We start from the raw sequence: 18247 nt of genomic DNA, 5'->3' as shown, positions 1-18247 counted from the left end.
CCCTTACAATTCTAATGGCATATTTAAAGAAACGAACTTGAGGAAATTTTAAATAGATTGTAAAAAAGACACCGGTAAGTAATAGGAATAAGACAAACCAAAAGTGTCCACCAATGTATGAATCAATTAGTTTCAAAAACTCGTTTAATGCCTGCATAGATTATGGATTGTAATTTCAATATTGAAGATTGTTACAAATATTGTTTTTGGACCTGATATAACCAAATTTATAGGGATAATTCACGAAAAAACATCAGTACTTACAATGCCTTTTAAATTCAATTCAGCGATTATTGATGATCATCAAAAATAAATTACTTTTGTTTGGTTAAAATTGAAGCATGGATAAACCTAACACCAAAAAGTTTGCTGAATTATTCAAAGAAGATGCTGTTTGGGGAGAGCACGAAGTAATTAAATTCAGGTGGGTGCTTATTGCCCTTATACTGATTTTTATAGGCTATATCTATTATTCGGGAGATACTGACCGGGCACTAACTTCTCTCTTATTAGCCAGCATATACATTTTTTATAATGCAATCTTAAACATTCTTTTACGCAAATACGGCAGTGCTACCTGGATACGTTTTTTATCTGCAACCATTGATATTTCTATTCTTACCGTTCATATATTTAACTACTCCTTTTTATTTAAACCTATTGCTGTAACTACAGCAGCGTCAGTTTTTTTATATCCGGTTTTGATATTACTCTCAGTATTGAGATATGATAAACGTTTGGTAATTTTTTCTGCTTTATATTCGGTTTTTTGTTTCAACTTGATTTATTATATCCGGTTTCCATACATTGAACAAGAGCTTTTTGAGCAGGTAGCTTCTGCCGATTGGGCCGGACAGATTTATAAAAGTGCTTACTTTCTGGTAATGGGATATTTTCTATATAGCATCCCAAAAATGATCAACCGAATCAATCAAAAGCACCTGACGACAGTCAATCTCAGGAAGAGTTCGGAACTGAATTTAGCGCTTGAAAAACAAAAAAAGGAATTAGCCATATTACAATTAAGAAAAGAGAAACGCTTAAACAAAAAATTAGCTGATCAAAAAGCCTTAATCGAACATCAGAAAGAAGAACTTCAACAGGCTAACCTTACTAAAGATAAACTGTTTAGTATCATCGGACATGACTTAAAATCACCTTTTTCGGCGCAAACTTCTATTATTGAATTAATACTGTCGGATTATTCACAATATTCGAAAGACGATATTAAGGATATACTTAAAACAATACAACATTCGGCTCATCAGGGACTTGATCTGCTTGGCAACTTACTGGATTGGTCAAAGCAACAAAGCGATTTGATTAAGAAGCAAGTAGCTCCTGTTCGCTTGACAACAATGGTATTAGAAGCAGAAGCAATATTAGCTCACAACATTGCCCATAAGCAAATTGAGTTGGTTAATAATGTGGATCCAATGGTAACTGTTTGTGCAGATGGAAATATGATTAAAACCATACTGCGCAACATATTGTCTAATGCGATAAAATATACGAATAACAGCGGTACTATTTCAATTTTCACCGAAAGCGAAGAGAAGTTTGACCTGCTAAAAATTCAGGATACTGGCATTGGAATGACTGAACAACAAATTGGAAATCTGTTCAATATAGAAAGTAACATTTCAACTCCGGGAACCAATAATGAACCTGGAACTGGTTTGGGACTGTTGTTGTGTAAAGAACTGGCTGAAAAAAATAATGCTCAAATTAGAGTAGAAAGTACAGTAGGCAAAGGCAGTACATTTATTATTGCTTTTCAAAAGCCTGAAACAGAAACCACAGAGCAAAAATAAAAGAGGCTACCAAATACTGATAGCCTCTTACATCAATACGAGTTTCTTTTTAAATATGTATCACTTCGTCATATGCAGCTGCTGCAGCTTCCATTACTGCCTCTGACATTGTCGGGTGTGGATGAACAGCTTTTATAATTTCATGACCTGTTGTTTCAAGTTTACGGGCTGTTACCAACTCAGCAATCATCTCTGTAACATTGGCTCCGATTAAGTGAGCACCAAGTAATTCACCATATTTAGCATCGAAGATAAGTTTTACAAATCCGTCTTTATGACCTGCTGCACTAGCTTTTCCGGAAGCTGAAAATGGAAATTTACCAACTTTTAATTCATATCCGGCCTCTTTGGCTGCATGCTCTGTCATACCTACAGAAGCTACTTCAGGTGAAGTGTACGTACATCCCGGAATATTACCATAATCAATAGGATCTGGGCTATGACCTGCAATTTTTTCAACGCAAATAATACCTTCTGCAGATGCTACGTGAGCTAAAGCCTGTCCTGGCACAATATCTCCTATTGCATATACTCCAGGAGCCGTGGTCTGGTAAAATTCATCTACCTTAACGCGTCCGTTTTCAACCTGAACACCAGCTTCCTCTAAACCAAGGTTTTCAATGTTTGGAGTAATACCAACAGCCGATAAAACAATATCTGCTTCATGGTTTTCTTCACCTTTTTTGGTTTTAATAACAACCTTCACTTTATCACCTGAGGTATCAACCTGTGTTACTTCAGCTTTAGTCATTACTTTGATGCCGGCCTTTTTAAACGATCGTCCTAATTGTTTGGATACTTCTTCGTCTTCAACGGGCACAATATTTGGCATATATTCAACTAAGGTTACTTTTGTTCCAATGGCGTTGTAAAAATAGGCGAACTCACTTCCGATTGCACCAGAACCAACTACAATCATAGATTCAGGTTGTTTATCCAATGTAAGAGCTTTACGGTAGCCGATTACTTTTTCACCATCCTGAGGTAGGCTTGGAAGTTGACGACTTCTTGCTCCGGTTGCCAGTAAGATATGTTCTGCAGAATAAACAGTTTTTTCACCTGCTTCATTAATTACTTCAACCTGCTTATTACCCAAAAGTTTTCCTGTTCCCTGAATTACTTCTACCTTATTCTTTTTAAGCAGGAACTGGATGCCTTTGCTCATGCCATCTGCAACATCACGACTCCGCTTAACCATGGCTTCAAAATCGGCATTTGCTTCACCATTAATACTTATACCATAATCAGCGGCATGTGTTAAATATTCAAATACATTGGCACTTTTCAATAGTGATTTAGTTGGAATACATCCCCAGTTAAGACAGATTCCTCCTAACTCAGATCGTTCAACAACTGCTACTTTTAAACCTAATTGTGACGCTCTGATTGCAGCAACGTATCCACCCGGACCACTTCCGATAACTATTAAATCGTAGTTCATTTTATTATGTTTTACTTTTCTTATTTAGACGAGTTTCAAATAACAAATGTATAAAATTTATAATGCCATAAAAATGACACATCGATTACATAAACAAAATTAGCCGCGAAGAGTTTGGAATAAAACGATAAATATCAAGTATTGGGATTAATAGTTGGTTTGTCCTTCAATCAGAAGACAGTAGTTTAATTTCTAATCGCTTGGGATTTATTAAAATCTAATGCAAATTGTCAAACCAATAATCCTCTGATAACCTTAATACAATACCTAACTATTAGGCACAAAAAAAGGAGGCTATACACCTCCTTCTCTATTTGGATTTATAAATTAATCTCTTAATTTAAAAGCTCTGCAACTTTTGCTCTAAGCTCGTCACCGCGAAGGTTCTTGGCGATGATTTTTCCATCTTTATCTAACAAAACAGTATGAGGTATACCAGAAACAGCGTATAATTTGGCAGCTTCATTACCCCAGCCTTTCAGGTCAGAAACATGGTTCCATGTTAATTTATCATCGTCAATTGCTTTTAACCAGGCATCCTTCTTTTGATCTAAGGAAACACCAAGAACATCAAATCCTTTATCCTTGAATTCAGTATAAAGCTCAACCACATGTGGGTTCTCACGACGGCAAGGACCGCACCAACTTGCCCAGAAGTCAACCAATAGGTATTTCCCTTTAAAGGAAGATAATGAAACAGGATTTCCTTCCACATCGTTCATTGTGAAATCAGGAGCTATTTTACCAACTGCAACAGCCTCAAGCTTTTCAATCTTTTCGCTAACAGCTTTATAGTACGTTGAATTGGCAAGAGTGGCATCCAACATAGCCAATCCTTCTTTCATTTCGTCAATGCTTCCATAACCGAATACATTGGAAACAATAAATGCTGCTGCCGGAGATGTTGGATTAGCTTTTACCACGTCAAGTTGTAATTCTTCAGATTTTTCCTGGTTAGCTTGGTATTCTTCGTAAATAGCTTTTTGTTTAGCTGTATCACCAGCCTGACCGGCTTCACCGTAAGCTTTCTTTAATTCATTATTTTTCTCACCTACTTCTTTTAATGCATCACTTACTGTTTTGTACACATTAAAAACTTCACCACCTGTCACTTCTGCGTCAGTAATGTTTTCCAATGAGCCATTAATAGTATAAGCAACATTGTCAGCAAAGAAATTCACTGTTTTCCTTGTTTCTGCTTCACCTATCATAACTAAAACAGGTTCGCTTAATTCTGTTGAGTAGTTCAATACTCCATCAACAATGTTTAATGTATCCTTCACATTAACACCATCTTTGTCATAAATACTAATTACGACTGTTTTGTCGGCAGCACCTTCCAGCTTACCGCTTAATTTGAATTCAGGCCCTTTAGGCTGACATGATGCCATTACCATTATGGCCGAAATTGCAAATAAAAATAGGTTCTTCATTTGATGAATGTTTTTAGATCGATGAGTCATGTTTTCATGATCTGGGTTGTTTAATACGAGAGTTTAAATATACTTGCACAATTGTTTATATCAAAATGGCGTAATAAAAAAGTCACCTCGTAACAAGATGACTTTTTACTGAATATTTTAGACTACAATCTAGTTAAGAAGCTCAGATAATTTAGCTTCTAAAGCTTCACCTCTTAAGTTTTTAGCAATAATTTTACCTTCTTTATCTAATAAGAAAGTGCTTGGAATACTCTGAATGGCATATGTTTTTGCAACACCTGATTCTTCGTTTGCAATAACCTGAGTCCAGGTAAGACCGTCTTCTTCAATTGCTTTTTTCCATGCAGCTTCGTCGCGATCAACAGACACACTAATGACTTCAAAACCTTTATCTCTAAATTCGTTGAAGGCTTTAACCACATTAGGATTTTCGTTACGACATGGCTTACACCAGCTTGCCCAAAAATCAACTAAAACATATTTACCTCGGAATTTGCTTAAAGTAGCTTCAGAACCATCAACCGTAGGTAAAGTAAAATCAGGAGCTTCAGAACCTTCTGCTGTGGCAGCCTGAGCTTTCTCATACTCTTCAAGTGGTCCTAATAATTCCTTCATTTCAATAAAGTATACATGTTCTGCCATTGCCGGTTCAAATTTGGCAATCAGTTCACGCATTTTATCCAATTCTAATGACGGAGCCATCTGACCAGCTAAAAACAAACCACACACGTTGTCCACGTTTTCATTAACAAAGTTTTTGAAATAGGCGCGCTGATCTTCCATTATTGATTGCATTTCTTCCTGCAATAATTTTTGCTTATCCTGATCTTTACTCATATAAGCCATCTGAAATTCTTGCTGTAGCTCTTCACTACGCTCTTGTCCGGGAACACCATCATTAAATTGCTTTAATAGATCGGTTAATTTCGATCCTGTTATTTCAGCTTCAGATAGTTTATCAACATTACCTGTTATTGTAATTTTATCGTTAGATGCAAAGAACACGGCAGGCTGTTGTTTTCCATCAACAGTTAAAATGTATAATTCAGGAGCTTCAACACTTCCAGTGAAAGTGAAAGTCCCATCAACCATTTCAGTGGTATCCACATTAACAGGCTGACCTTTACGTAGCTTTTTTAGAATAACTCTTTCAGCTGTAGCACCTTCAAGTGTTCCAGTTATTTCATATGACTCTGGCTGACAAGCAACCAACATTGCAACACTTAAGATTGCTAACAATACTTTTTTCATGAGTAGTAAATTAAAGGCCTTTTACAGACCATATTATTATTGATTTATATTCGTTTAAAGTAATCATCCAATAACTCTTTAGCCGCTACAAACGAGCTTTTCTCATCGTTTAAAACCAATTGCTCATTCTCTTTCAATGCTTTTTTTATAGTTGGATGATTGTAAAAATTGCTTTTTAATTGCTCGTTAATGGATTCAAACATCCAATATTTGGCTTGCGATCGCCTGTTTTGATCGAAGTAGTTGTTACCTTTGGTTAGTTGAACATACTCCAGTACCATGTCCCAAATCTTATCGACATTCTGATGAAAAAGCGCTGAACAGGTTTTTACTTCAGGAGTCCAGCCTGATTTGGTTGGGGGAAACAAATGTAAAGCACTACGATATTCAGCCTGAGCCATAGCTGCACGTTTTACATTTTGTCCATCAGCTTTATTAATTGTAATGGCATCAGCCATTTCCATAATACCACGTTTAATACCTTGAAGCTCGTCTCCCGCACCGGCAAGCATGAGCAATAGAAAGAAATCAACCATCGAATGTACTGCTGTCTCTGACTGTCCCACTCCGACCGTTTCAATAAATATGGTATCAAAGCCTGCTGCTTCACACAAAATAATTGTTTCGCGTGTTTTCCGTGCAACACCACCTAATGAACCTGCAGATGGAGAAGGTCGAATATAAGCGTTCTGTTCGCCTGACAGTTTTTCCATCCTGGTTTTATCACCTAAAATACTTCCTTTGGAGCGTTCACTCGAAGGGTCAATAGCAAGTACTGCCAATTTGCCTCCTTTTTTGATGATGTGCATCCCAAGCGATTCAATGAAAGTACTTTTTCCTGCTCCTGGTACTCCTGTAATTCCCAGTCGAATACTCTTACCAGCATAAGGCAAACACCTCTCTATGATCTGCTGTGCAATTTTCTGATGTTCAGGAAGCGAACTTTCCACCATTGTGACAGCCCGGCTTAAAATGGTAACATTACTATTCAGAATGCCTTCAACATATTCATCAACACTAAGTTGCTTTTTCCTTTTTATAAGACGTTTATTCGCGTTAGGATTAATAGCAGGAGCATTTTCAACTCCTTTATTAACCTTTAATCCTTTGTACGATGGATCGTTTTCAATATGATTGTGTTCGTCTTTATTAATCATGGTCTTTAAAAACAGAAAAGGAGAGCAAAGCCAGGCTAACTCTCCTATTTCATCATCTAATATTTTTCTAGTTGATTAAAACATTACCTGTAATCATCAGGGTCATACTTGTATTTTTTGGATCGTTCGAAACAATTCTTACTGTTTTTGTTTGACGTCCGCTCTTACCTTTTGAGTTAAACTCAGCTGCAATCAATGTCGTTTCACCTGGAGCTAAAATCGTTTTAGCCGGTTTAATAGCAGTACAACCACATGATGCTTTAACTTTTCTGATAATCAACTCACTTTTACCCGTGTTTTTAACCTCAAACTGATGTTTCACCACATCACCTTGCTTTATTTCACCAAAATTCCATTTTTTCTCCGAAATGGAGGCAATTGGAGCGTTTTTAAGTTTTTCTTCATTCCATGCAGAAAAATCTTCCTGAATAGAAGCACTCACTGTTAACCTATTAGAGTAATTTCTTACATCATCAAAAATTATGAAGATGTTATCAGTTACAAAGCCCCAGTCATTTTTAACTTTAGCATCATAGGTAGCAGTAATAATTCCAGCTTTTCCAGGCTCTAAAACTTCAGGGGTACTTTTAATTTTAATGTGTGGCGGAACATTAAGAAAACCTAATTTTAGAGGTTTATCTGAAGTACTGATAATCTTTAATGTTTCTTCTTTCACTTGGGAAGGTGTCATTTTGGTGAAAGCCAAATGAGATGACTCTAATCGGATGACTTCCATATTGCGTGGATAAATATCCGCTACAGTTTTCTCTCTTGGTAACACTTTACCATTGATACGAAGAATAACTGTTGAATTTTGTGCATTTGATACAACCGTAATACTTTTATTAATGTTACCCGGACGGTTTCTTGGATCAAATATCGCCTTCACAAATCCTGTTCCTCCGGGAGGTATTGGTTTACGTGTCCATTGTGGCGTTGTACAACCACATGATGCTTTTACATTGTGCAGTACCAATGGTTGTCCACCTGTGTTTTTAAATTTAAACTCAAATGTTTTGGTTCCTCCATCCTCTTTTACCTCACCAAAATTATGGATTACCTTATCAAAAGCCAGATTGGGTTTGGCATGTTGCGCCTTAGTTGCCAAAAGACATGTACCTAATAAGACTGAAAGTATAAATAACTTCTTCATTATTAAAAGTTAAGTTTTAATTAATTAACATTGAACGGTTTAAATACGTATGTCCAGTATAGATGTTACATTATTAAACCCTCCATTTCTAAAGCATCACAAATCTATAAATAATTATATTGTTTTAAGTCCTAATATCAGAATTTAACAAGGCTTTAAGGTTTCTGTCAACACTACTTCCTCTATTTCAATACCCATGATACTTTTCAATTGAATCTGATCAAAAGGATCATAAATACAATCTTCGTCTTTAACAGCGATTAACCTTCTCGTATTACTTCCCTGTATCTTTACCATCTGTCAGATAATCCAGTGATAACCTAACAAAAACATTTTCAGTGTAATTATCTTTCTCGAAAAAGAGACCTATATCACCATTCTTCAAAACCGTCATGGATGAGTAAGCTGCACCGCCTGTATAGATGGTTTTTCCTTGGGTCCATGTTTGACCTTCATCATAACTTATCCTTACCGTCATGTTTTCACGTTTATCAGGATGCTTTGCGTTAGCAAATAGTAGACGGTTTTTATTGTCACCCTGGCTGACAGAACTATAGCGGATGATACTGGCATTACAGCCTGGATCAATCAATACAGAATCGGGTTTAGAGATCCAACTCTTTCCTTCATCATTTGAAGTATGAACGTAACGCAAGCCGCTCTTATTAACACGACTATTAACTATCCAGTTTCCATTATCCAATTCGATTACCTTGGACTCATCACCTGGTTTCAAAGGTGTATCAATTAAGTACCAGTTCTTACCATGATCATCGCTCGCAAACAGAAACAGACTGTGCTGAAGATTTACCAATGTGTGCAGTAACTTGCCATCACGTGTTTGTATACCTCTACCCGATGTGATAAACTTAAAGTTATTGTGCCATTCTTCCTTTGCAATTTGTGATGTGATGTCTTGTGGTTCACTCCATGTTTTTCCATTATCCTCACTCTTGACATACATTAAATAGTAAATATCTTTCTCTTTATCTAAATCCATATAATTGAAAAAAAGGAAGATGTTGCCCTTTTCCTTATCCACAATCATGGAAGGATCAGAGGCCGATTGACCAAAGGGATAACCCACTACCCTTTCAATGTCGGACCAGTTTTGGCCGTTATCAGAACTACGTCGTATAACAATATTGATGTCTTTACTCCATTTTAAATCTCCACACGAAGGTACGCGTTCGTCAATTGCTGCAATTAAATCACCATTAGGCGCCGTTACAATAGCCGGTATACGATAACATGATACATCTGCGTTGCTTTTGGCATTAAATAAATCTTTAAAAGTCAATCCGTCTTCGTTCCGAATTGTAGATTGGGCAATTGCCTGAACCGCTAATGTAAACAGGAAAAGGGAAAGAGTAGTTCTCATATGAAACGTCTTTAATACAGGTAAACAATTAGTTAATCGAATTAAAGATAAGAATACTCTATACTAATCAATTGCTTTATACCATTATTTATCCACCCATTGATATTCCATAAACTGTTATTCAACAATTTGTTTAGTCTACGATCAATGGTGGCAACGCAGTTAATATAGAAATGCTTGTAAGAACCAGCCCTTATTTGATCTTAGGCCATGTGCATATAGGATTGTATTTTTCATTTTATAATACCCATGAACAAATGAATCGTGCGAGAAAGCAGGATCAATATTTTGTAGTATCATGAATTTAATTTTTGAAATTAACCAATCATCTCCTCCGGTTTACCATATTGTTCCGGACGTTCCAAGGCATCAAGCATATAACCTGCCACATCGCTTTTAGTAATATAAGTGCTCATATCAAATCGATTGACAATTTTAGCCTTACTCTCAGGAGGCCCATCTTTTAAGCCAACAGGACGGATGGATAGGCTATCTATATCACTGCTGCGCATGATGTTTTCCATCTTATTAAAATCATTATAAGCATATTTTACATTACTTGATTTAATCATGAATTTCATAAATGAACTAACAGACTGCCAACTATCACCAACACCAGCAGCACTAATAGTTACCAAGCGGTTAACCTGGTATCTTTGCATTAACTCAATTGTGTTGTTTATCACATTTTCCATAAAGTTTTCGGGTGATACCAATGGAGACCAAGGGTTTTTCTGGTTTTTGCGTTTAATACCCAGACAAGATAATACCATATCCTGACCTTGTATGGCTTTCTCCAACACTTCTTTGTCCAATACACTTCCTACAATCACTCTAATGTCATCAGTGTGCTGTATGCTTTGAGCCGAGCGCACCACTACTGTAATGTTATAAGCTCTTTCCCGGGCTAGTTTTAAGGCCCATTTTCCAACTCCTCCCGATGCTCCGAGTATTAAAATATTTTTATTCTTCATGCTTCTACTTTTTATGGTTTGAATTCTTAATTAAAGTCCTTTTATTATGACGCTTTGGTGTGAAAGCAGCCCTTGCAATGGCGTGTCCCAGACTCATCATTTTGTTAATATTAATGGTGTGATTATAAAATGCGTTTTAAGGTATTCTCCTTTTGAATCAGCCAGTGTTTAAAAAAGCCCACAACATGTATAAATACCAAAACTGTTATTAAGATACTCATGATACTATGGATCTGTAAAGGAAGTAGCTTTTCTGATGGTATTATGTTGTCAACTAAACCGGTTTGAATAACTTTGGCATAACCACCTAGCAAGGTTGTTGATATACCTGAGATAATAATTGAAAAGATAAGGAAATATAGGCCGTTATGAATCCATATTATAAGCTTATCATTGAATGGCGAGCCGGTTTCCAAATGGTCAGGACGCCTGGCTATAAATAAGGAAAAAAACCTTGGAATGTTGATTAATAACAAGAAAGCTCCCATAATAGCATGTAGCTTTACTAAACCCGTTTTATCTGCATAAACCAGATCTTTCATGTAAAAGCCCTGAATTGTTAAGACCAATATAAGAAGGGCCGATAACCAATGGGTTACGATGGTTGTTTTACTATACTTTTGATTAAGGTTGTTATTTGTCTTTTTCATCATCTGAAATTATTACTATTTCTACTATAAAGAATTAAAAATGAACTGATTGAATTATTGCGGCTTCAGGCTGAACAGATCGTGCATACTTAACGGCTGGTTTGCCAAACAGCATAGTAAAGGCTATAAGATGATCTTCAGGTATGCCTATTGATTTACGCAAGTCGGGATTAATATCTTCGATAACGGTCTTTACCATATCGGTCCATAAAGTACTAATACCATTAGCGTTGGCTAGTAGTTCAAAATAACTTAGTGCGATTATACCGTCCTGTTGTGGCGTCATACAGTTTTTAAGAACAGAAGCAATCAGCACATGTGGAGCATCTTTAAACATGATATCCACACCATTTGCTTTCCACATATCGGAAACCTGCTGCAGATAAGCACGTTTTATTTCCGGGATGTTGGTTTCTGGCATATCATTCAGTGATGCGTAAAACAAGTCTTTTAGTTTGTCCATTGTATCAGCATCATCTACAACCGTAAATTGCACACTGTTGTCGTTATGACCAGTTGGTGCTAATGATGCAGTTTCTAATAGCTCCCTGATTAACTCCTTATCAAGACTCTCCTTTTTATATCGGCGCGTTGATCGTCTCATTTTAATCATTTCGCCCATAGCTTCCGGGTCTGGTAGTATGAAATTATTCTTTTGGCTATCTGCCGGATTTTTACCTAAGATAGACAATGCTCCCGTGGGACATACCGCCAAGCAATGTTGACATTTTACACAATAGGCTTCTTTTTCTGGTGCTATCTTTGGTTCTTCCTGCATCTCGATTATTCCTACAGGACATTCGAGAGCACATTGTCCGCAACGGACACAATCTGATTTTGATACTTTAAAGTCTAACATTTTATCTGTGTTTATGTGTATATATTTTCTGAAATTCCTGATTTAAAACCTTATAAAAAAAGCCACAACAATTCCAGGCTGACCAAGCTGTAAAGCTGATCAACTAACACGATTTCAGTATGAATTTAATTTTGAATCAAGCACTTAAACCCATGTGCTCTTCAGAGACAAAGAATAATTTATTATTTACATCATAGCCTATATTATTTCTCACTTTTAATGCCATTCCATAAGGTAGTCCAGGTCATATGCATACATTCTTTCTCGTCTACTCCACTATCAATAACTCCCAAACAAGCTTCAACTATTGCCATATAAAAGGTTTCCAGCCATTGGATTGATAACTCATTCCTTATTTGTCCATCAGACCTTAAACGCCCGAACAGGCCAATGTAAAAAGCGTATAACTCTTTAAAGTTTTCATCATCCGTTTCGAACTCAGTGTAATTCGTTCGCCTTAATTGACAAAATACCTTATATACACTGCCACTTTTAATATCATACTCAAGGAGTTTTTTTAAACACTCTTGATCACTTGAAGTATTTTGCTGCAAGTCTTTTGTATACTCCAGATACTTCTCAATAATATAATTCAATACAGACTTCATTAAGTCCTCGCGTCCTTCATAATGCCTGTGTAGCGTGCGTCTTGAAATACCTGTATGGCTGGCAATATCGTCTAGAGTTGCAGCCAGATCACTTCCCCAAATGATAATGGCAGCTTGTAAAATTTTATTTTTTGTCTCTTTCATGTGACAAATATAGACAATATTTCAAAATGTCACAAAGTTGTGTCATTTTTTTCGTTGAAATAAAATATCACAATAGTTGGTTTATTACCTAATTTTGGCCGGAAGTATCCAATTCCTTGCCAGTTCACTATTCAATTATATCAAAACCTTTTGCTATACTTGTAAAACATCACTCCAGAAACACTCATATTAGACAGCCAGAGAGGAATACCTACTATCAACATCCTTTCAGTATTCATGTTAAAAGCCTCAAATTCCTTGAATTCAGACAATAGGACATCTAAGAAATAGAGGTTGAGAAGGAACAGAAGACTGGCTAATATTATACCGCTGATTCTGTTTTTAAAAATAATTTGAAGCAAAATGATAAAAGCAACTACAATGACAAAGGGTGTAAATGAAAATGGTGAACAATAGCCGACTAGCAGAATTATTGTAATTAGATAAAATTCAGGTAGTTGGAACAGTAAGTATTTGGTAATCTTAATCATGACATTATGGATTAGTTTATTATTAAAGTTCTATTGCATTATATTATTTATTATCAAATTAGTAGCTAATCAATTTACCGTTTTTTGTAGCTTAAATGAACTTGGCTCAGCATTCGCTAATTACAAAAATTCAAGACTGCACCTGCTTTGCTATAAAATTACTTGAGCATAGTTATTAATTAATCGGAGTCAGGAAAACATTGAGCGCCAATCGCTCCACCTGCATATCCTAACACCAATTTTGGTTCATAATAAATATAGGAACAGCTGTCGTTCCAATTTTCAATTTCTTTTTCAGGGATTGGGTCATGAAAGATGTGATAGAAGTATTTTCCCATTCCACTTCGAGCAAATCCTATTTCTGACGGTTCACCATTTTTAATTGAAATACAATTTGCATTATCAAGTATTTCCTTAATCTCAACGAATCTACCTTCAGTCCAATTCAATTTTCTTTTGACTAAATCTAAATCTTTTGTTTTAGGAGCATATTCTGAGCTGTCATATTTGGTCATTGGTTCCATAACATAGTCATATGGATTAATATCCCACTGTTGGAACAAACAAATCATATTTTTATCTTCCGAATCTGCTTTTTCATAAACCCATAAGTCAATACTATTTTTGTTATTGAACTCTATATATATTCTAAATCCCTCTGGAACAATATTATCATAAGTTGTTTTGAGTTCATGAATTACGGTTTTATTTAACTCATAGTTTTCTATCAATTCATTTTTACTTGAACTATCCATTGATATAAAGAAAAATATAAATGCAAATACTCCTCTTAACAGGTATATCAAAACAGATAAACCCACAACTATTATTAATCCTATAATTAAGCACTTTAGAGTCTTTTTATTCATTTTATGTTTCGGTCTTATCATTACTCTAATGTTTCTCACACAAAGTGCAATATATAACTGTACTTCAATCACTTATATACATTACTCATTATTTTGGTTAAAGTAACGTTAATATTTCTTCAACCATCTGAAGGCATCTATCTTTATCATTGGCTGATACGTTCACAACACTATAAGGCTTATCTCCTTTTAAGCTTGCCAGGCGCCATTGCAACTGGCTGCAGGTATGCCGCTTGCCATTGGAATACCACCAGCATGAATACAAAGGAGCTTCCCCGTCTTTCTCTATTTCAAATGTGTAAACCTCATGACCGGCAACTTGGCTGACATTCTCATTTTTGATGTGGTAACCACTCGCTCGCCAGCAAATAAACGGATGATGATCGGAACCCAGGAAAAAGGCTGGTGGCTTAAGGTAGATAAGCACTTCGTCGTTTGTCATCTTCACCACACCATCGGTACTGCAACTTTGCTGCATGCCTATAATGTTAAGTTCCAAAGGCGCTTGAGCCTCCTGAACCTGGTTATTATCAATAAAATAGGCACCACCCGTAAGCATTACTAACAAAACAGTCAATAACATTGGTAACTTCTTCGGTTGCAGGTTTTGTGTGGCTTCGAGCTTAAAGAATCGACTAGCCCAGGCTCCTAATAGTAACAATGGCAGGCAAGTATTGATAATAAAGACCAATAAACCAATCAATTCGTGCATTAAGGTATCGGGCATGGCACTAAACATGACCGTCAGAATGATCCGAACCACATTACCAGCTGACACAAGGGTAAAAGCCACCAAAGCGAACAGCACAATGACGGGCAATCCGGCCTGCGATTGATAGCGTTTACCCCAAAATGCCAAAGCAAATACCGCCATTACCAAGGCAGACGAGAGCATATTTAAGCCCAGACATTCAGGCGCTATGGTATAGTTAACACCTTTTAGCACCAGGCAGTTGCCAGCCATCTCTATGGCCGGATAAAACCATTTCAGTACCATACCTGCCAAGTTTGTCAGTTGCAAACGAATAGTAAAGCTAAATACCTGAAATAGATACTGCAAAGCCGGGGTGGTAATGGCAATTAGCATGTACGATAAGCGTGTTGGCTGGTAAGCCGTTGCTGATAAACCAGCCATAACGGCCAATCCCAGACCAATGTAAAAGGCACTGTAAACGTGCAGCAAATAGTATAATAATATAAATAAAATGGCCCAGATAAGACTTAAGCGTTCAAACTTAATTCCCTGACGGCGCAGGGTAAAGGGTAAAACCATAAGAAATAATACTTGCTCAAAGCGGAGTCCGCCATACTTATGTATGACGGGAGCTGCAGTTAAAGCCATTAACAATAAGATCCAAAAGACTCTGTCATTAAGGTTTGAAAACAACCTGCTTATACCAGTGGTTAAGTCAGCCACCGCACCTACAAACTTTAAAATCTTTTCGCATAAGCAAGTATGATTTAAGCAAAAGTTAAGCGCCAGCTGACGTATATGCCTGTATTGCATCATTTACTTAAATTTGAGATAAACTAAAGTGATGATGGCTAAAACAACTGCTATTAAAGCCCATTCATGAGGTTCAGGAACAGCACCGGAATCTTTCAGATCGGCATTTTTCAAACTATCGACACTCTCATCTATATCGAAGCGGTCGTAATCCTTTTGTGTTTCAAGCACAATTAAGCTTGATACAGGAGATACAATGTAGGCTTCGTCGCACAAAACATACACTTCATCGGGTATCAACTCACTGTTCTGCAATAATAAATGACCAGCCTTTTGTATTACCATATGGTAGTTATATAAGCGCATTAAGTGAGTTGGGGCAATACCGCTATTTGACAAAGACTTACCTGCATCACAACACTCTATCATTATGTCTGCGTTTGGCAAAACAATTGAATTATCATCTGTTTCATGCAAGCGATACCATTCATCCAAACCTTTCTGCTCCAGTGCATACTTGCTTAATGGCTGACAGCTTAATAATTTGTACTGCTCGAGGCTTGAAATATAATCCGATTGTTCCCCGTCAATAACGACACAAGCCAAAGGTTTCTGGTAGTTTTTCAAAGATGAACGCAAACCTTTGTAAAAACCGGAGCCTTCCAACTCTGATGGTAATGGTGAATTCTTTTGTCCTTTGCTCACCAATAATGCCGATTCAATTGATTTTACCTTATGCACTGGAAATAAACTAAATGCTTTCTCAGACAAAGCTTTATAAACATCATCCAAATTTGACAAATCAAGTTTCGCAAACTCATGTGTATAGACATACACTGGACAATCTCCAGCTTTAATCAACACCTGCTCCACTTCGGTTTTTGTCCATTGGCTGTTAACATCTAAATAGACCTTATCCGGATTTAAAAAGCCATTATGATCCAATGCCTTCACTTGGTAGGCTTTATCTTTAAACACAAATGGCTCATGACTTAGAGGTATCGCCGGCAAACTAGCTTGCCAGTCTTTATAAATGCTACCGTTGTACAAATACTGATTCCTCGCCTTTTTTTCAAAAGCGTTTGGTAATCTTAGTCGCTGAGCATCACCAATCACCTTTAAGTGAATCACTTCATCTGCACCTTTATCATCAGGACCTGCAACCTGTAATGGTTCTAAATACAACAATGACCCTTTTTGTTTTAGTGGAGAGGTGATCCCAATTTTTACGCGTCGCGCCTCACTTGGTGTGCAAGGAAATATTGTAGCGGTTAAGCGGTTACCTTCCTGCCAATGCAACACCACCGGATCTCGTGTTTCGACACCAACAATTTGCCGATAGGCAGTTGCTGCCTTTCTACGTGTGGTTAGTCTTGATTTCTCTTCTTTCCCATCAATCCATAATGATAATGACGAAGCCATCGCGCCTTCGGGCAGGTAAAAAGTAAACAAGGCTTCTTGTTGACTCCAATCCGACTTATTTGTGTTTTCTATCCAGAAGGTATTTTCGCTAAAAGCCAAACGGTGTGCGGGGTACACTCGAATATCTTTCAATACCTTACTGACTTTTAAATCACGCCCCGACCATAGCTTTTCATAGGCATAATGACGCGTATTGGCACTGGCAGACAATATTTTAACTTTTTCTTTATTGCTTAACTCAATGGTTCTCTGTCCCAAAGCTGCAGTTGCAACTAAAGGGTCGTGCTCAGCAATTTCAGAAAAAGAACCACGACCAAAATCCAATCCCCACCAATCACTTGTATGCTTGTCGTATAATAAGCCCAGTCCAATGGTTCGTTTAGCCCAAAATGTTGAATGACATTTCTGAGCATATAACACCCACTCTGGCAATTCCGAACCTTCACTTAAAACAATATCTTCCCGAGCATTCATTATTTTATTGGCGTGATGTATGTACAAACCAGTAAAGGTCCCCAGTAACAATAAACCGGCCACCATTCCTGCTGCAATAAACTTCCCCCTCGCATTTACACAGCTTTCTTTAACGACGCATGTAATAAGCATACCAACCATTATAAAAGGCACTACCAAATGAATGGAAAGCCCTAACAGTATAAGCCCGATAATGGCAATAGGTATTGTAGGCAATAGAACAATGGTATAATAAACCAGAACTAAACTACCCAACCCAGTAATAAAAGATAACATAACCGACTGCCACCAAGGCAACTCCTCATTGACTGCAATTAATACAAAAGCAAATAATAGAGGTATTAGAAACAATTCGAGCCAAAGTGGCGTCAGGGCAAATACATGAATATCTTTATTGAGGCTGAAACAGCTAACGAGTAATATGGCCATTAGGATGTGCCAGTTAATGCGCGGTCGTACCAGTCGAAAGAAATTGGTTTTAGTTGGCCAATCGCCAAATGACAGAAAGAAATACAAAACAGCTATAGCGTAGTTAATCAGTGCCATCCCCTCCAATGAAGAGTTGCTTTGAGGAACAAAATAATAAATCACCATGGTGACAGGTAGTAACACCATTCCGATTTGTTGCACAGGGGTTAGTTGAATTTTCATGTTTAAGTTTGTTTTAATT

16 protein-coding genes are annotated in these 18247 nt (G+C 36.9%); 1 reads left to right on the top strand and 15 read right to left on the bottom strand.

Annotated elements, in window-relative coordinates; all coding sequences use genetic code 11:
• Positions 1-157 (bottom strand): alanine:cation symporter family protein (locus AC4MRQ_RS06115; RefSeq protein WP_491196772.1); only part of this gene is annotated, 157 nt, incomplete at its 3' end.
• Positions 158-341: 184 nt separating this feature from the next.
• Between AC4MRQ_RS06115 and AC4MRQ_RS06110 the strand changes: the two genes are divergently transcribed.
• Entirely contained in the window at positions 342-1814 is a 1473-nt protein-coding gene (locus tag AC4MRQ_RS06110) for a sensor histidine kinase (RefSeq protein WP_491196770.1), read from the top strand.
• A 49-nt stretch (positions 1815-1863) separates the two neighbouring features.
• Here AC4MRQ_RS06110 and lpdA read toward each other — a convergent pair whose 3' ends face one another.
• The 14 genes from lpdA to AC4MRQ_RS06040 all read right to left on the bottom strand — a co-directional run bounded on the left by lpdA (position 1864) and on the right by AC4MRQ_RS06040 (position 18228).
• Entirely contained in the window at positions 1864-3255 is a 1392-nt protein-coding gene (gene lpdA / locus AC4MRQ_RS06105; RefSeq protein WP_491196769.1) for a dihydrolipoyl dehydrogenase, read from the bottom strand.
• Positions 3256-3590: 335 nt separating this feature from the next.
• Complete coding sequence (locus tag AC4MRQ_RS06100; RefSeq protein WP_491196768.1) at positions 3591-4688, bottom strand: redoxin domain-containing protein; 1098 nt, start codon at positions 4686-4688, stop codon at positions 3591-3593.
• Positions 4689-4847: 159 nt separating this feature from the next.
• On the bottom strand, positions 4848-5948 hold the full coding sequence (locus AC4MRQ_RS06095) for a redoxin domain-containing protein (RefSeq protein WP_491196767.1): 1101 nt from the start codon (positions 5946-5948) through the stop codon (positions 4848-4850).
• Between the two features lie 44 nt (positions 5949-5992).
• Positions 5993-7105: a methylmalonyl Co-A mutase-associated GTPase MeaB gene (meaB, locus tag AC4MRQ_RS06090; RefSeq protein ID WP_491196766.1), complete on the bottom strand. Its 1113-nt coding sequence runs from the start codon at positions 7103-7105 to the stop codon at positions 5993-5995.
• A 67-nt stretch (positions 7106-7172) separates the two neighbouring features.
• Positions 7173-8258 carry a DUF1573 domain-containing protein gene (locus tag AC4MRQ_RS06085; protein WP_491196765.1) on the bottom strand — a complete coding sequence of 362 codons (1086 nt, stop codon included), beginning with the start codon at positions 8256-8258 and terminating at the stop codon, positions 7173-7175.
• A 144-nt stretch (positions 8259-8402) separates the two neighbouring features.
• Positions 8403-8555, bottom strand: coding sequence for a hypothetical protein (locus AC4MRQ_RS06080; protein WP_491196764.1), 153 nt, complete (start codon positions 8553-8555; stop codon positions 8403-8405).
• Complete coding sequence (locus AC4MRQ_RS06075; RefSeq protein ID WP_491196763.1) at positions 8533-9639, bottom strand: sialidase family protein; 1107 nt, start codon at positions 9637-9639, stop codon at positions 8533-8535. The genes AC4MRQ_RS06080 and AC4MRQ_RS06075 overlap by 23 nt, the downstream gene beginning before the upstream one ends.
• Before the next feature lie 317 nt (positions 9640-9956).
• A complete protein-coding gene (locus tag AC4MRQ_RS06070) occupies positions 9957-10613 on the bottom strand; it encodes an NAD(P)H-binding protein (RefSeq protein WP_491196762.1) in 657 nt (218 codons plus the stop codon).
• A 122-nt stretch (positions 10614-10735) separates the two neighbouring features.
• A complete protein-coding gene (locus AC4MRQ_RS06065; RefSeq protein WP_491196761.1) occupies positions 10736-11266 on the bottom strand; it encodes a cytochrome b in 531 nt (176 codons plus the stop codon).
• 31 nt (positions 11267-11297) lie between these two features.
• Positions 11298-12122: a nitroreductase family protein gene (locus AC4MRQ_RS06060; protein ID WP_491196760.1), complete on the bottom strand. Its 825-nt coding sequence runs from the start codon at positions 12120-12122 to the stop codon at positions 11298-11300.
• Positions 12123-12325: 203 nt separating this feature from the next.
• Positions 12326-12874 carry a TetR/AcrR family transcriptional regulator gene (locus AC4MRQ_RS06055; protein WP_491196759.1) on the bottom strand — a complete coding sequence of 183 codons (549 nt, stop codon included), beginning with the start codon at positions 12872-12874 and terminating at the stop codon, positions 12326-12328.
• Positions 12875-13544: 670 nt separating this feature from the next.
• Positions 13545-14234: a hypothetical protein gene (locus AC4MRQ_RS06050; protein WP_491196758.1), complete on the bottom strand. Its 690-nt coding sequence runs from the start codon at positions 14232-14234 to the stop codon at positions 13545-13547.
• 97 nt (positions 14235-14331) lie between these two features.
• A complete protein-coding gene (gene xrtN, locus AC4MRQ_RS06045; protein WP_491196757.1) occupies positions 14332-15744 on the bottom strand; it encodes an exosortase N in 1413 nt (470 codons plus the stop codon).
• Positions 15745-18228 carry an XrtN system VIT domain-containing protein gene (locus AC4MRQ_RS06040; RefSeq protein ID WP_491196756.1) on the bottom strand — a complete coding sequence of 828 codons (2484 nt, stop codon included), beginning with the start codon at positions 18226-18228 and terminating at the stop codon, positions 15745-15747. It lies immediately after the preceding gene.
• Positions 18229-18247 lie beyond the last annotated feature (19 nt).

This window comes from Carboxylicivirga sp. (genome assembly GCF_982718395.1).
This window is presented reverse-complemented; position numbering and strand designations above follow the sequence as displayed.

Bases quoted from the DNA above. Each gene is read 5' to 3' on its own strand.
- AC4MRQ_RS06075 (WP_491196763.1), bottom strand. From the start codon at position 9,639: ATGAGAACTACTCTTTCCCTTTTCCTGTTTACATTAGCGGTTCAGGCA.
- AC4MRQ_RS06085 (WP_491196765.1), bottom strand. From the start codon at position 8,258: ATGAAGAAGTTATTTATACTTTCAGTCTTATTAGGTACATGTCTTTTG.
- AC4MRQ_RS06110 (WP_491196770.1), top strand. From the start codon at position 342: ATGGATAAACCTAACACCAAAAAGTTTGCTGAATTATTCAAAGAAGAT.
- AC4MRQ_RS06040 (WP_491196756.1), bottom strand. From the start codon at position 18,228: ATGAAAATTCAACTAACCCCTGTGCAACAAATCGGAATGGTGTTACTA.
- lpdA (WP_491196769.1), bottom strand. From the start codon at position 3,255: ATGAACTACGATTTAATAGTTATCGGAAGTGGTCCGGGTGGATACGTT.
- AC4MRQ_RS06065 (WP_491196761.1), bottom strand. From the start codon at position 11,266: ATGATGAAAAAGACAAATAACAACCTTAATCAAAAGTATAGTAAAACA.
- xrtN (WP_491196757.1), bottom strand. From the start codon at position 15,744: ATGATGCAATACAGGCATATACGTCAGCTGGCGCTTAACTTTTGCTTA.
- AC4MRQ_RS06060 (WP_491196760.1), bottom strand. From the start codon at position 12,122: ATGTTAGACTTTAAAGTATCAAAATCAGATTGTGTCCGTTGCGGACAA.
- AC4MRQ_RS06095 (WP_491196767.1), bottom strand. From the start codon at position 5,948: ATGAAAAAAGTATTGTTAGCAATCTTAAGTGTTGCAATGTTGGTTGCT.
- AC4MRQ_RS06080 (WP_491196764.1), bottom strand. From the start codon at position 8,555: ATGGTAAAGATACAGGGAAGTAATACGAGAAGGTTAATCGCTGTTAAA.
- AC4MRQ_RS06055 (WP_491196759.1), bottom strand. From the start codon at position 12,874: ATGAAAGAGACAAAAAATAAAATTTTACAAGCTGCCATTATCATTTGG.
- meaB (WP_491196766.1), bottom strand. From the start codon at position 7,105: ATGATTAATAAAGACGAACACAATCATATTGAAAACGATCCATCGTAC.
- AC4MRQ_RS06070 (WP_491196762.1), bottom strand. From the start codon at position 10,613: ATGAAGAATAAAAATATTTTAATACTCGGAGCATCGGGAGGAGTTGGA.
- AC4MRQ_RS06050 (WP_491196758.1), bottom strand. From the start codon at position 14,234: ATGAATAAAAAGACTCTAAAGTGCTTAATTATAGGATTAATAATAGTT.
- AC4MRQ_RS06100 (WP_491196768.1), bottom strand. From the start codon at position 4,688: ATGAAGAACCTATTTTTATTTGCAATTTCGGCCATAATGGTAATGGCA.